This is a genomic window from Streptomyces sp. NPDC055749, assembly GCF_053617235.1.
In genome coordinates this window covers 1-13345 of sequence record NZ_JBSHFH010000098.1, presented here as the reverse complement: position 1 = coordinate 13345, position 13345 = coordinate 1, and the positions used below count along the sequence as shown (strand labels likewise).

Sequence of the window (13345 nt, the reverse complement as noted above, 5' to 3'; positions counted from 1 at the left end):
GTCACCGGATGTCCGGTGACCGCCCCTCCTGTTGTTCAGGTGTCTCAGCCGAGAAGGCCGCCGATCGGGTTCCGGCCTCCGCCGCCGCCGCCGGTGCTGCCGCCGCCGTCCGTGCCACCGGTGGAGTCCCCGGTGCCGCTGGAGCCGGAGGACGTCGGTCCGGTGCTGGTCGTCGGAGGCGCCTCCTGCGGAGTGGTCTGCTGCGCGGGCGGCGCCTGCTGCTGGGTGGCGCCCTGCGTCTGGCTGGGCTGCCCCGTACCCGCGGCCTGTCCGGACTCGCGGACCGTGCCCGCGCCGGGCGTGGACTGCTCGGCGGAAGGCGTCGTGGAGGCGCTGGAGCTGGACGGCTCCGGCCGGCGCTCGTCCGGGGTGCGTGACGCCTGGCGCTTGCCGGTGGACTCCTGGGGGAGCGGGGAACCGGGGAGCTGGTTCGTCGGGTAGTCGTGCGGACCCGGCACGGTCACGACCTCGGTGGAGCGGACCGCGCCGCCCAGCAGGGAGCCGACCAGCAGGGTCAGGCCGACGACCACGGTGGCGACGACCGTGCCGCGGCGCAGGACACGACCACGCAGGTCCCAGATCGAGGCACGCGGGCCGAGCTTGCGCCACGCCTCTCCTGCGAGACGTCCGTCGACGGAGTAGACCGGTGCGCCCGCGATGATCAGCGGACTCCAGGCGGCCAGGTAGATGATGTCTGGCGCGTCGTAGACGGCGACGGTGCGCCAGCTGACCGTGACCAGGAGGGCCGCGGAGAGCAGCGCCCCGACCGAGGCGGCGACCCGCTGCCAGAGGCCGAAAACGGTCAGTACGCCGACGACGACCTGGAGGAAGGCGACGGTGAGTCCGGCGCCGACGGGGTGGGAGAGGGCGAAGTCGCGGAGCGGTTCCGCGAGGGCCCAGGGGTGCAGCGAGGTCAGCCACTTGACCATGGAGCCCCGGTCGCCGCCGTCGAAGTAGACGGGGTCGCAGAGCTTGCCCATGCCCGCGTAGATGGTGATGAAGCCGAGGAAGACCCGCATCGGGAGCAGGACGACGCCGAGGTTCATGCGGCGGCCCGGGTAATAGGCGTGCCGGACAGGGTCGTTGCCGTGGCGCCGGTCCTCGGCGGTCCGGCTGTCCTCGTACTCCTCGTCGTACGCGTCGTCCGGGCCGGTCTCGACCGGGTCGTACGCACCGACCGCCTGCCGCATCGGGGGCAACAGGGGCCCGCCGCCGCCGCGTTCGGGCTGTGGCGCGATGAGTACGGGGTTGGGCTGCGTCTCCTCGATACGCGGGATGACCTGCGTACCGCCCGCGGCGCGCCCGTCGGAGAGCTCTGCGCCGAGCCCTCCTTCGAGACGGCCGGCGGTGGAGTTCCGCACGGCCTGGAGGAGTCCGCCGGCACCGGGATCGCCCGGCTCGGACCTGCCGCTCCAGACGACGGGCGCCCTCCTGCGACGGCCCGCGGCACCGCTCATGGCGGGAATCCGGGCCGTGTCCGCGGCGGCGCCACCGAGCAGCCGTGCACGCTGGCCCGGGGCGAGCTGCACCCGGAAGCTGGCGTGGTTGACGATGACCTGCGCGGGGTCGCAGTCCACCTTGGTCATGCTCAGGGCGGGTTGTTCGTCGAACCGAGGCGTTCTGGTGTCCACACTCATCTAACCGAGTGATGTGTGTTTAGGACACTGCCTTGACGCGCCCGAAGTGTCCGAGACCCGTCAAGATCCGGCCAATCTCCGCTCCCTGGGAACCTTTGTCCAATGCCAGGGCGTCAACTAGCCCTGGCGGGCAGGCTAGTTATCCACTACGGGCAGGGACGCATGACCGGACAGTTGCTCACCTTCAAGGACCTCACGCGGTACCCGGTAATGGCGCAGGCCCTGGACAACCAGTGGCTGCCCGGAGATCTCAGCCTGGCCCGGCAGCGGCTCAACGCCCCGCCCGGCCGCTCCCCCGACGATGTGGCGGCCTCCGCAGCCGAACTGCGCCGCGCCCTGGTGAACAGCGGCACGCTGGTGGTCAATCGGGCGTACTTCCTCAACAACGAGGCCGTCTCCGCCAACTACCTCCCCGACGCCGAACCGTCCGAACGCCAGGCGTTCATAAAGCTGCTGAACGAACAGGCGCTCGTCCCCTTCCTGTACGCGGAACGCGATCCGGCCGCACGGTTCGCCTGGACGTACGACGAGCAGGTCCACCGCGCCTGGGCGCGGCTGCTCGCCGACGAGGCGGAACCGGCGCTGGTCCGCTTCGACTGGGACGACGAAGCCAACCGCGAGGCGACGGCGCAGGTCAGCCAGTTCTTCTCCAGCCATCTGCCCATGCTCCAGCGGCTCCGCGAAGTCCCACTGGGCAAGCAGTTGAACATCTCGGTCAAGCAGGCCCGCGCCATGAAGGAGGGCATCCTCACCGACATCGCCGTATGGGCCGTCCGGCAGGACCTGTACTCGACCATCACGCGTGAGGCCGTGTACCGCGAGTTCCTGACCAGGCCCGGCACGGAGGTACGGGAAGGGCTGCTGCGCGAGGGCAAGCACGTCGTGCCCGCCAAGCAGCTGATCGACCTGCTGTACAACCTGGGAGTCCCGAAGGCGAGCCGGATCACCGCGCTGACCCCGCCGGGCTCGCCGCCCAGGTCGACGCTCCAGGAACTGCGCGACGACGTACGCCCGCAGGAGAGCAACCCGGAGGAGATCGGCCTCCTGCTGCGGGACCTGTTCGCGGACGCCCTGCACCGCGCGGTGGACGGGCCCAACTCCTACGGATCGCTGTCGCTCGCGGACGTGACGCGGCTGCGCACCACGGAGGAGTGGCACGCCTATGTGAACTCCCTGGACTCGTTCGTCCTCGGCAGCTTCCGCGACGGCCGCATGCCCACGCCCGAGGAGTTCCGCTCGGGCACGGCGGACGTCGCCCGGCTGCACCGCGGCATGCTGCGGGCGGCGCGCAAGGTGAGCGGCGGCGGGCAGGGCTTCCAGCGCGAGATGAAGGTGGCGCTGGTCCTGGAGTCCACCGGCATCGCCCTTCAGGTGACGGCCGGCGAAGAGGTCTCGCTGCTGGCCGGATCGCTCCAGATGGCGACGGCGTTCGCCGGGGCGCTCACCATGCGGCTGGAGTTCTTCGACCGGAGCGGCAGAGGGGCCCGCAGCGGACTCGGACACTCCCTGACATTGCCCTCGCTGCAACTGGGCAGTGTCAAAAGGGACTGGGCGAAGATCCTCAAGGCGTACGGGGGCCGGGTCGAGGAGACGGGTACGGAGCCGCCCAGGCGCCAGGCCGATCAGCAGTCGCCGTTCGCGTGAGCGGTGGCGGGTTCCAGCAGGTTCCAGGGGAGCGTGAGCGACACATGAGCACCGACCGGTACGAGCAGTTGCGCGCGGAGCGCCCCGACCTCTTCCGCAACGAGCCCGGCGGCATCGAGATCCTGACCGACCCGGCGGCGGTCTCGGCGGCGGGCGGCGTGCTCCACGAGGACCCGTACATCCTGCTCGTACGCGATCCCGTGCGCTTCCCGGACGGATCGGAGGGCACGTACATCCGCTCGCTGACGCCGACCCGGGAGCAGGGCTGCGTGATCCTGCCGCTGCTGGCCGGTGACGTGGTGCTCATCGAGCACTTCCGGCACGCGACGCGTTCGTGGCACTGGGAGGTGCCGCGCGGCGCCGGTACGGCCGGGCTGTCCGACGAGGAGAACGCGGCGAAGGAGCTCCTGGAGGAGATCGGCGCCGTGCCGGACGAGATGATTCCGCTCGGCGCCGTGCATCCGGACACCGGTACGACAGGGGATCGCGTGGCGCTGTTCGCCGCGCGGATCAGCGGGACGGGCCCGCTGGACAGGGCGGAGGGCATCCGCCGGTGCCTCACCGTGCCGTTCGCGGAGGCGGAGGCGATGGTGGGCGACGGCCGGATCACCGACGCGTACACGATCGTCGTACTGACGCGGGCACGGCTGGCGGGGGTGGCGGGCGGGGCGCCCTGAAGGTGCCCCACCCGGCCTGCCCCGGAGACCTACGCGCGGCGGCGCGCCACCTCGTACAGCACGATGCCCGCTGCGACACCGGCGTTCAGCGACTCGGCGCCGCCCGGCATCGAGATCCGCACCCGGTAGTCACAGGTCTCGCCGACGAGCCGGCCCAGACCCTTGCCCTCGCTGCCGATCACGATGACGACCGGACCCGCCAGGGCCTCCAGGTCCTCGACCGTGTGCTCACCGTCGGCCGCCAGGCCCACGACCGCGATCCCGGCCTTCTGGTAGCCCTCCAGGGCCCGCGTCAGGTTGGTGACACGGGAGACCGGCGTACGGGCCGCCGTACCGGCGGAGGACTTCCATGCACCGGCCGTCATACCGGCCGCGCGACGCTCGGGCACGACCACGCCGTGGCCGCCGAACGCGGACACGGAACGGACGATCGCACCGAGGTTGCGCGGGTCGGTGACCCCGTCGAGGGCGACGATCAGCGGGTCCTCGCCGTTCTCGTACGCGGCCTTGGTGAGGTCCTCCGGGTGCGCGTACTCGTACGGCGGGACCTGGAGGACGAGGCCCTGGTGGTTCAGGCCGTTCGTCATCCGGTCGAGCTCGGGGCGCGGGGCCTCCATCAGGTTGATGTTGCCGCGCGCACCGGCGAGCTGGAGCGCCTCGCGCACCCGCTCGTCGTTGTCGATGTACTGCTGGACGTAGAGCGTGGTCGCGGGGACGCCGTCGCGCAGCGCCTCGAAGACCGGGTTGCGGCCGACGACCATCTCGGACGTGCCCTTGACGCCACCGCGGCGGGGAGCCGGGCGGCGGCTGGCGGCATGCTTGGCCTTGGCCGTCGCGATGCGGTTCTTCTTGTGCTTCTTACGGTCCTCGGCGGGCGGCGTCGGTCCCTTGCCCTCGAGACCACGGCGTCGCTGGCCACCGCTGCCGACCTGCATGCCCTTCTTGTTGGACGTGCGGCGGTTTCTGCGCTGGCTGTTCCCGGCCATGACCTACCTGTTTCGTTGCTTCAGAAATATGTCTACAAGTGAAAGTGTGCCGCCCGGAACCCCGGGCGGCACATTCGCGCCGGTCAGACCGGTGCGGAGAGGCTTGCTAGCGCGGTCCCAGGGTCCATCGGGGACCGCTGGGGCTGTCCTCGATGACGAGACCCGACTGGTTGAGCTGGTCGCGGATCGCGTCGGCGGCGGCCCAGTCCTTGCGGTCGCGTGCCGACTGGCGCTGGTCCAGAACGAGACGTACGAGCGTGTCGACGACCCCGTGCAGATCCTCGCCGCGGTCGCTCTCGCCCACCCAGTGCGGGTCGAGCGGGTCGAGGCCGAGGACGCCGAGCATCGCACGCACCTCGGCGAGGCGGGCGACAGCGGCTTCCTTGTCGTCGGCGGCGAGGGCGGAGTTGCCCTGGCGGACCGTGGTGTGGACGATCGCGAGCGCCTGCGGGACGCCCAGGTCGTCGTCCATCGCCTCGGCGAACGCGGGCGGCACCTCGGCGGCGGGCTCCACCGTCTCCCCCGCCTTCTCGGTGACGCGCTGCACGAAGCCCTCGATCCGCGCGAACGCGGACTCCGCCTCGCGCAGTGCCTCCTCGCTGTACTCGATCATCGACCGGTAGTGCGGGGTGCCGAGGTAGTACCGCAGCACGATGGGGCGCCACGCCTTCAGCATCTCGCTGACCAGCACGGAGTTGCCGAGCGACTTCGACATCTTCTCGCCGGACATGGTGACCCAGCCGTTGTGCACCCAGTAGTTCGCGAACTCGTCGCCGTACGCCTTGGCCTGGGCGATCTCGTTCTCGTGGTGCGGGAAGATCAGGTCGATGCCGCCGCCGTGGATGTCGAAGGCGGTACCGAGGTACTTGTGCACCATGGCGGAGCACTCCAGGTGCCAGCCGGGCCTGCCCCGGCCCCACGGGCTCTCCCAGCTCGGCTCGCCCGGCTTCACGGCCTTCCACATGGCGAAGTCGCGCTGGTCCCGCTTGCCGGTCTCGCCGTCGCCCGAGGGCTGGCGCAGATCGTCGAGGTCCTGGTTGGAGAGCTCCAGATAGCCGGGGAACGAGCGCACGTCGAAGTACACGTTGCCGTCGGCCTCGTAGGCGTGACCGCGCTCGATGAGACCGCGCATCATCTCGACCATCTCGGTGATGTGGCCGGTGGCGCGCGGTTCGTACGTGGGCGGGAGGCAGCCGAGTGCGTCGTAGCCGTTGTTGAACGCGCGCTCGTTCTCGTACCCGATCGACCACCAGGGGCGGCCCTGCTCGGCCGACTTGTTGATGATCTTGTCGTCGATGTCGGTGACGTTCCGGACGAACGTGACGTCGTAGCCGCGGTACTCGAACCAGCGGCGCATGATGTCGAAGTTCAGACCGGAGCGGATGTGCCCGATGTGCGGGGCGGCCTGGACAGTCGCGCCACAGAGGTAGATCGAGACACAGCCCGCTGTGAGCGGAACGAAATCACGGATCTTCCGGGCGCTGGTGTCATGCAGGCGAATAGTCACGCCTCAAGGGTAGTGGGCCCGCACCAGTGCCCGGTCCTCCTGGGCGAGGGTTCCGTCCTCAATCGCGGGACGGGTTCGCGGGTACCCGGTAGACCAGCGCCGTCGCGATCCCGGCGAGCCCGTCACCCCGTCCGGTGAAGCCGAGCCCGTCGGAGGTGGCGGCGGAGAGCGAGACGGGCGCGCCGACCGCGGCCGTCAGCACCTTCTGCGCCTCCTCGCGCCGCTTGCCGATCTTCGGACGTACGCCGACGACCTGCACGGCCACGTTGCCGATCTCGAAGCCCGCGGACCGCACGATCCGCGCCGACTCGGTGAGCAGCGTGATGCCCGAGGCGCCCGACCATTCGGGGCGCCCCGTGCCGAAGTGCTGCCCGAGGTCGCCGAGACCGGCGGCCGAGAACAGCGCGTTGCAGGCGGCGTGCGCGACCACGTCCGCGTCGGAGTGGCCGGCCAGGCCCGGGCCCTCGCCCTCCCAGAGCAGCCCCGCGCACCACAGCTCGCGGCCCTCTTCGAACGCGTGGATGTCGGTCCCGATCCCGACGAGCGGAATCACGGGAGCCGCCTGAATCACGGGAGCTGTCTGAATCAGGGGATCCGTCTGAATCAGGGGAGCCGTCTGCCGGTCAGAAACCATCGTTCGCCCTCCGGCGTGCGAGAACCGCCTCGGCCAGCAGCAGGTCGAGCGGCCGGGTCACCTTGAATGCCTCTTCGTGCCCGGGTACGACGACGACCGGCGCCCCGAGCTGTTCCACCATTCCCGCGTCGTCGGTGGCACCCTCGCCGCCGACGGCCACGGTCGCGTGCGCACGGACTAGCGTGTCGCGGTCGAAGCCCTGCGGCGTCTGCACGGCGCGCAGCCTGGCGCGCACGGGCGTGGCGAGCACCGGCTCGGGGTCACCCGGCTTCCCCGGCTCGACCTCCTTGACGGTGTCGGCGAGGGGCAGCGCGGGTACGACGGCGGGCGCCCCGTCCCGTACCGCCTCGACGACCGCGTCCACGGTGTCCACCGGCACGAGCGGGCGGGCCGCGTCGTGGACGAGCACGACGGAGATGTTGTCGGGCAGCGCGTCGAGGCCGAGCTTCACGGACTCCTGGCGGGTCTCGCCGCCGGGCACGACCAGATAGTCGGTGCGCTCGGGCAGGGCGTGTTCGTCCAGGAGGTTCTTGACCTCGGGCGCGCCGTCCGGCGGTGCGACCACGACGACCAGGCTGACGGCGCGCGACGCCGCCATGGCCCGGACCGCGTGGATCAGCATCGGCGTACCGCTGAGGGCCCGGAGCGCCTTGGGCGCGCCCGGCCCGAGACGTACGCCGCGGCCGGCTGCGGGGATCACCGCGGCGGTGCGGGGAGGGCGCGATTCGTCAGGCGTCGGTGACATCGGTGACATCGGTTGCACTCCGAAGCTTCGGCAGGTTTGTTTCCACGGCCGACATGGGTATGGCCACAGCGAGCCGGGCGGGACGCTTGACTTGACCAGGACCCTTCCGTGACACCTGGTCGGACAAGCCTCACCGGCCGCTCAATGCGCGCGCATGGCTGAAAATGGCTGTGGAGAACGGCTGATAAACGGCATCGCATTTGAAGCCGAACATGCCGCAGCGCCCGGCGACACAGCGTAAATACGGCTGGTCAGCGGGCACCGCGGCACATTCTTACGACCGGTGCGATCCGGTTCAGGACGCGAGGACCTCGTCGAGCAGAGCCTCGGCCTTGTCCTCGTTCGTGTTCTCCGCGAGAGCGAGCTCGCTCACCAGAATCTGGCGGGCCTTTGCGAGCATGCGCTTTTCACCTGCGGAGAGACCGCGCTCGCGCTCACGACGCCACAGGTCGCGAACAACTTCCGCGACCTTGATGACATCGCCGGAGGCGAGCTTCTCGAGATTTGCCTTGTAACGCCGGGACCAGTTCGTCGGCTCTTCGGCGTACGGTGCGCGCAGCACCTCGAAGACCCGGTCCAGTCCCTCTTGCCCGACCACGTCGCGCACTCCGACGAACTCCGCGTTGTCCGCCGGGACACGAACCGTCAAGTCACCCTGGGCGACCTTGAGCACCAAGTAGGTCTTGTCCACGCCTTTGATCTGGCGAGTCTCAATTGCCTCGATCAGCGCGGCCCCGTGATGGGGATAGACCACGGTGTCGCCAACCTTGAACGTCATGTGACAGGTACCCCTTCCGTGGCTATCCAGAGTAACACGAGAACAGCTTCTCCTGAATGGCGTTTTCGCAGGTCAGGGCATATCTCGGGGCTTGACAACAGCAACACGAACGTGCTGCGGAAGGCTTCCGGAAGGCGGTATTCGCAGGTCGGAGCGGCTGTGCGCCCGAGGTGAAACACGCACGTCACACCTGCCCGAACCCGCGCCGAAGGTGTCGAACGTCCCGTTTTGCCGGATTCCAGATGATGAACTTTCCGTACTCCGTTCGGAGATCGATCACCCGTACGGGCGTAAGTGGTCGATGGTCAATGAAATTGATCAACGGTCGGCGGCGGTGCGGATTATGTGCACGGAATGCGCCATGTCCCGGAATTGATCACCTCGGTTATGCGAACGGAGGGTGAATCGGCGCGAGCGCGGCCCGGCGGCCGGCCCGGCGGCCGGCCCGGCGGCCGGCCCGGCGGCCGGCCCGGCGGCCGGGGTGACGGCCGGGTGACGGTCAGGCCCGGGCGCCGTAGGGGGCGGGTCGGGTGCGGAGCGGGGACGGCGGCTCGGTAACCTGAGCGCGCTGACACACGCTTAGGGCGGCTTTACACCGCTCGCCCGTCCTGTCCGCAGAGTCCGATGCCCGAAGTCCGCAGTCCGAACGTTCAAGGAGTTGCCGCCGCCGTGAGCCGCAGCCTTCGACACGGCGCCCTCGCCGCCACTGCCATCGTGTTCTCGATCGCCTCGATGTCCGCGTGCAGCGCGGGCAACGACGCACAGACGCTCCAGGTCAGGCCGGACAACGCAGCCACTGCCGTCGACAACATCAAGATCCAGAACGCGAACGTCATCACTCAGCCCGAGCACGGCGCCGCGGGTCCGGCAGTCGTCTCCGCGATGCTGTTCAACAACGGCACGAAGAGTGAGGTCCTGGAGGCCATCACGCTGCCCGGCAGCGACGCCCCGGTGAAGCTGCACGCCGCCAAGGGCAAGGGCCCGGTCGTCGTACCGGCCGGCGGCTCGGTCCTGCTGGGCGGACGGGGCAACGCCGCCGCCGTGATCGCGAACGGCCACGAGGCCGCTCGCAACGGCGACGTCCAGGCGATCGTCTTCAAGTTCAGCGAGACCGGTGACATCGAGCTGGGTGCCACCGTCGTCCCGTCGACGACCTTCTTCAAGGGCTTCGGCCCGAGCGCACTGCCCGTGGCCCCGAAGCCGACGGCCTCCCAGACGCCCTCCGGGACCGTCTCCGAGACACCGGGCGCCCCGTCCGGCACGCCGACGGAGCCGGCGACCGGCGCGACCACCCCGGCGGCCGGGGCGACCGCGTCCCACGCCGCGGGGCACTGACCCGGCCTGAACGCATGCGAAGAGGGGCGCCTCCCCGCCGGGAGGCGCCCCTCTTCGCGTACGACTCTCGGAGTCCGTGCCGGTTTACGGCTCGAGCACCATCCCGCGTGCGCACCTCGCACCGCTTCGCGGGCATCGGCACGCTGTGCCGGACTCCGTCCGGCCTCGTCCCCGGTGCCGGTTTACGGCTCGAACTTGTAGCCGAGACCGCGGACCGTCACCAGGTAGCGCGGGGCACCCGGGTCGGGCTCGATCTTGGCGCGGAGGCGCTTCACGTGGACGTCGAGGGTCTTGGTGTCGCCGACGTAGTCCGCGCCCCAGACCCGGTCGATCAGCTGCATGCGGGTCAGGACGCGGCCCGCGTTGCGCAGCAGCATCTCCAGGAGGTCAAACTCCTTCAGCGGGAGGTCGACCTTGCCGCCGGAGACGGTGACGACGTGGCGGTCCACATCCATCCGTACCGGACCCGCCTCCAGGGCGGCCGGAGTGACCTCCTCCGGCTCTCCGCGGCGGCGCAGGACCGCGCGGATGCGGGCGACCAGCTCCCGCGAGGAGAAGGGCTTGGTCACGTAGTCGTCGGCTCCTATTTCCAGCCCGACGACCTTGTCGATCTCACTGTCCTTGGCGGTGACCATGATCACCGGGACGTTGGACCGGACGCGCAGCTGGCGGCAGACCTCGGTACCGGGCAGGCCCGGCAGCATCAGGTCGAGCAGGACGAGGTCGGCGCCGTTGCGCTCGAACTCGTCGAGCCCATCGGGGCCGGTCGCCGCGATGGCGACCTCGAAGCCTTCCTTACGAAGCATGTAGGACAGGGCGTCGCTGAAGGATTCCTCATCCTCGACGACAAGCACTCGGGTCACGGAAGAGCCTCCGGGGCAGGGAATGGTTCAAAGGTGTCGGTCTCGAACGGTGCCTCGTCGTCGCCGTTGACGATAAGCGGTCCGCCGGTGGTGTGTTCCCGTACGACACCCGATTCGGGCAGTCGCAGGGTGAAGGTGGAGCCCTGACCCTCGGAGCTCCAGACAGTGACCTCCCCGCCGTGCGAGGCGGCCACGTGCTTGACGATGGCGAGGCCGAGACCGGTGCCACCGGTGGCCCGCGACCGGGCAGGGTCGACGCGGTAGAACCGCTCGAAGACCCGCTCGCGGTCCTTCTCGGAGATGCCGATGCCCTGGTCGGTCACGGCTATCTCGATCAGATCCCCGCCGGGTGCCACGATGCGGCGGGCGGCGATACCGACGCGTGTGCGGGCGGGACTGTAGTTGACGGCGTTCTCGACGAGATTGCCGAGAGCGGCGGCGAGCTGGCCGCGGTTGCCCCAGATGAAGAGCTCCGCGGTGCCGCCCGAGGCCATGGTGATCTGCTTCGATCCGGCCTGCTGCCGGCAGCGGTCGATGGCCTCGGCGACCAGTTCGTCCACCCGGACCGGTTCGGCGTCCTCCAGCGGGTCGTCGTTCTGCACCCGGGAGAGGTCGATCAGCTCCTGTACGAGGTTAGTGAGCCGGGTCGCCTCGATCTGCATCCGTCCGGCGAACCGCTCCACGGCCTCCGGATCGTCCGAGGCGTCCATGACGGCCTCGGAGAGCAGCGAGAGCGCGCCGGTCGGGGTCTTGAGCTCATGGCTGACGTTGGCGACGAAGTCGCGTCGTACCGCCTCTATCCGGCGGGCTTCGGTGAGGTCCTCGACCAGCAGGAGCACCAGTCGGGAGCCCAGCGGTGCGACCCGGGCCGAGACAGCGAGCGCGTCGCCCCGTCCCGTACCGCGCCGTGGAAGGTCCAGCTCGACCTGGCGTATCTCACCGTCCCTGCGGGTGTCCCTGGCCATGTGGAGCATGGCCTCGACGGACAGCCGACCGCCCCGGACCAGGCCCAGCGCATACGCGGCGGAGCTGGCCTTGACGACGCTGTCGCTCTCGTCGAGCACGACGGCCGACGAGCTGAGTACGGAGAGGACGGTGTCCACTCCGGGGGGCAGTGCCGCATTGCTGTCGGGCCGCAGGGACGTACGCGTGGGCCGGTTCTGTTCGCGCTCGCTCCAGCGGAACGCCAGCATCGCGATCACACCGGTCAACAACCCGGCGATCGCGGCAGCTGCGGCGACCGCCGCGTTCACGTCCATGCATCCAGGTTATGCGGGTGCGCCGACTCTCTCCCAGCCATACGAGTGCCATCTCGAACACTCGTCGCCCAGAGTTCACCGAGGGGCAAGTATCGGTTCACTTCTGCGGTCGGATCCCGTCTCGTTCCACCCGCACCGTGGGAGCGTGGGGGTCGGTCCAAGAGACCCCGGCCTCAGTAAGGAAACTGGAGAGGGACTTCCATGCGCGACGCTTACCACGAGGAACTCGATTCGATCGGCGAGGGCCTGGTCGAAATGGCCCGGCTCGTCGGCTCGGCGATCGGGCGGGCCACGACGTCCATGCTCGATGCCGACCTGAAGCTCGCGGAGACCGTCATCGCCGCGGACCAGAAGGTCGACGACCTCCAGCACGACCTGGAGGCACGCGCCATCGCGCTCCTCGCGCGCCAGCAGCCCGTGGCGACCGATCTGCGGATCGTCGTCACGTCCCTGCGGATGAGCGCCGACCTGGAGCGCTCGGGCGACCTCGCCCAGCACGTCGCCAAGCTGGCACGGCTTCGCTTCCCCCAGTCGGCGGTGCCGCAGGACCTGCACGCCACCATCCTGGAGATGGGGCAGCTTGCGCAGCGCCTGATGGCGAAGGCCGCCGAGGTCATCATCACCAAGGACGTCGACCTGGCGCTCCAGCTGGAGCAGGACGACGACGAGATGGACCTGCTGCACCGCACGCTCTTCCAGCACCTGATGGACGACCGCTGGAAGCACGGCATCGAGACGGCCGTCGACGTGACGCTCCTCGGCCGCTACTACGAGCGCTTCGCCGATCACGCGGTGTCGGTGGCCAAGAGGGTCGTGTACCTGGTCACGGGCGAGCACGCCGACGACATCCAGGCGGCGTCCCCGGGTCCGGTGGAGGGCGCCTAGGGCCTATCCGGCCCTGATCCGCCGGACAGGCCCTAGGGCCTCTCGTCCGGATCCTGCACTCTGCCGGGTGCGCGGGTCGCACGCGTGTTCTGCGTGTGTGCGCCGTTGATGCGCCCGCGGGAGTGGGCATCCAATGGGGTGGGGGCGGCACACCATGTCCGTACGCCCTCGTGAGCGCGTACGCCCTGAGGAGGAAGCATGGCCGATTCCCCCGTAAACGAACCCCAGCCGGAGGCACCGACCGAAGTGGTGCACCTGTCTGTGCTCGGCGCCTGCGGCTGCGGGTCCGGCTGCGGATGCGGCTGCCAGTCGGGCGGCCCGTGCCAGTGCGGTGGCTGCTCCGGCTGACGGACGTGCGCGGTGGTGTTCCGCGACGGAAGGCTCCGTCGCGGAAC

12 protein-coding genes are annotated in these 13345 nt (G+C 69.9%); 4 read left to right on the top strand and 8 right to left on the bottom strand.

Annotation, left to right across the window (positions count from 1 at the left end):
- Positions 1-44: 44 nt before the first annotated feature.
- Positions 45-1637, bottom strand: a complete 1593-nt coding sequence (locus tag ACWGO0_RS36510) for a DoxX family protein (RefSeq protein WP_453544681.1) — start codon at positions 1635-1637, stop codon at positions 45-47.
- 162 nt (positions 1638-1799) lie between these two features.
- Here ACWGO0_RS36510 and ACWGO0_RS36505 point away from each other — a divergent pair, with 162 nt between their 5' ends.
- Positions 1800-3281, top strand: coding sequence for a hypothetical protein (locus ACWGO0_RS36505; RefSeq protein WP_453544679.1), 1482 nt, complete (start codon positions 1800-1802; stop codon positions 3279-3281).
- Positions 3282-3325: 44 nt separating this feature from the next.
- The gene (locus tag ACWGO0_RS36500) at positions 3326-3958 is read left to right on the top strand and encodes an NUDIX hydrolase (protein ID WP_453544677.1); all 633 of its coding nucleotides are present in this window, start codon (positions 3326-3328) and stop codon (positions 3956-3958) included.
- Positions 3959-3987: 29 nt separating this feature from the next.
- Here ACWGO0_RS36500 and rlmB read toward each other — a convergent pair whose 3' ends face one another.
- The 5 genes from rlmB to ACWGO0_RS36475 all read right to left on the bottom strand — a co-directional run bounded on the left by rlmB (position 3988) and on the right by ACWGO0_RS36475 (position 8608).
- Positions 3988-4944 carry a 23S rRNA (guanosine(2251)-2'-O)-methyltransferase RlmB gene (gene rlmB, locus ACWGO0_RS36495; RefSeq protein ID WP_453544675.1) on the bottom strand — a complete coding sequence of 319 codons (957 nt, stop codon included), beginning with the start codon at positions 4942-4944 and terminating at the stop codon, positions 3988-3990.
- Positions 4945-5050: 106 nt separating this feature from the next.
- Positions 5051-6451, bottom strand: coding sequence for a cysteine--tRNA ligase (gene cysS / locus ACWGO0_RS36490; protein ID WP_453544674.1), 1401 nt, complete (start codon positions 6449-6451; stop codon positions 5051-5053).
- 58 nt (positions 6452-6509) lie between these two features.
- On the bottom strand, positions 6510-7085 hold the full coding sequence (gene ispF / locus ACWGO0_RS36485; RefSeq protein WP_453544672.1) for a 2-C-methyl-D-erythritol 2,4-cyclodiphosphate synthase: 576 nt from the start codon (positions 7083-7085) through the stop codon (positions 6510-6512).
- Positions 7075-7839 (bottom strand): 2-C-methyl-D-erythritol 4-phosphate cytidylyltransferase, encoded by a 765-nt coding sequence (gene ispD, locus ACWGO0_RS36480; protein WP_453544670.1) that lies wholly within the window; start codon positions 7837-7839, stop codon positions 7075-7077. The genes ispF and ispD overlap by 11 nt, the downstream gene beginning before the upstream one ends.
- 286 nt (positions 7840-8125) lie before the next feature.
- The gene (locus ACWGO0_RS36475) at positions 8126-8608 is read right to left on the bottom strand and encodes a CarD family transcriptional regulator (protein ID WP_006380568.1); all 483 of its coding nucleotides are present in this window, start codon (positions 8606-8608) and stop codon (positions 8126-8128) included.
- Positions 8609-9277: 669 nt separating this feature from the next.
- Between ACWGO0_RS36475 and ACWGO0_RS36470 the strand changes: the two genes are divergently transcribed.
- Positions 9278-9943 (top strand): DUF461 domain-containing protein, encoded by a 666-nt coding sequence (locus ACWGO0_RS36470; RefSeq protein ID WP_453544668.1) that lies wholly within the window; start codon positions 9278-9280, stop codon positions 9941-9943.
- A 182-nt stretch (positions 9944-10125) separates the two neighbouring features.
- On the opposite strand, the gene ACWGO0_RS36465 is transcribed toward ACWGO0_RS36470, so the two are convergent.
- Both ACWGO0_RS36465 and ACWGO0_RS36460 read right to left on the bottom strand, forming a co-directional pair.
- A complete protein-coding gene (locus tag ACWGO0_RS36465) occupies positions 10126-10806 on the bottom strand; it encodes a response regulator transcription factor (protein WP_014047499.1) in 681 nt (226 codons plus the stop codon).
- Complete coding sequence (locus ACWGO0_RS36460) at positions 10803-12065, bottom strand: sensor histidine kinase (protein WP_453544666.1); 1263 nt, start codon at positions 12063-12065, stop codon at positions 10803-10805. The genes ACWGO0_RS36465 and ACWGO0_RS36460 overlap by 4 nt, the downstream gene beginning before the upstream one ends.
- Before the next feature lie 201 nt (positions 12066-12266).
- Between ACWGO0_RS36460 and phoU the strand changes: the two genes are divergently transcribed.
- The gene (gene phoU / locus ACWGO0_RS36455; protein ID WP_453544664.1) at positions 12267-12950 is read left to right on the top strand and encodes a phosphate signaling complex protein PhoU; all 684 of its coding nucleotides are present in this window, start codon (positions 12267-12269) and stop codon (positions 12948-12950) included.
- The last annotated feature ends 395 nt before the right edge of the window (positions 12951-13345 follow it).